The sequence below is a fragment of the Pseudomonas sp. SIMBA_067 genome (assembly GCF_046534675.1).
GTDB lineage: Bacteria > Pseudomonadota > Gammaproteobacteria > Pseudomonadales > Pseudomonadaceae > Aquipseudomonas > Aquipseudomonas putida.
Genome location: NZ_JAWRYH010000786.1, coordinates 1 through 257 on the forward strand (window position 1 = coordinate 1; position 257 = coordinate 257).

The following is a 257-nucleotide window of genomic DNA, read 5'->3' on the forward strand; positions in this document are numbered from 1 at the left end:
GTGGCGACGGCATTTTCGATCCTCAGCCCCTTTGCGCGCAGTGCCGGGGTGGACTATCCGTTTACCCTGGGCGTGGCATCGGGTGACCCGTTGCCGGATGGTTTTGTGATCTGGACGCGCCTGGCGCCCGTGTTCAATGCCGTGGATGGACGCGGTGGGTTGAACCGCGCCGTGCCGGTGCGTTGGCGGGTGGCCAGTGATGCGGCGATGACGCGCATTGTCAAGCAGGGCGAGGTGATGGCGACCGAACGGTTTGC

The 257-nt window shown here is 65.4% G+C and carries 1 protein-coding gene; it reads left to right on the plus strand.

Annotated elements, in window-relative coordinates; translation table 11 throughout:
• The coding region (locus SB765_RS31340; protein WP_410932723.1) for a PhoD-like phosphatase N-terminal domain-containing protein at positions 1 to 257 on the plus strand (257 nt) is incomplete at both ends.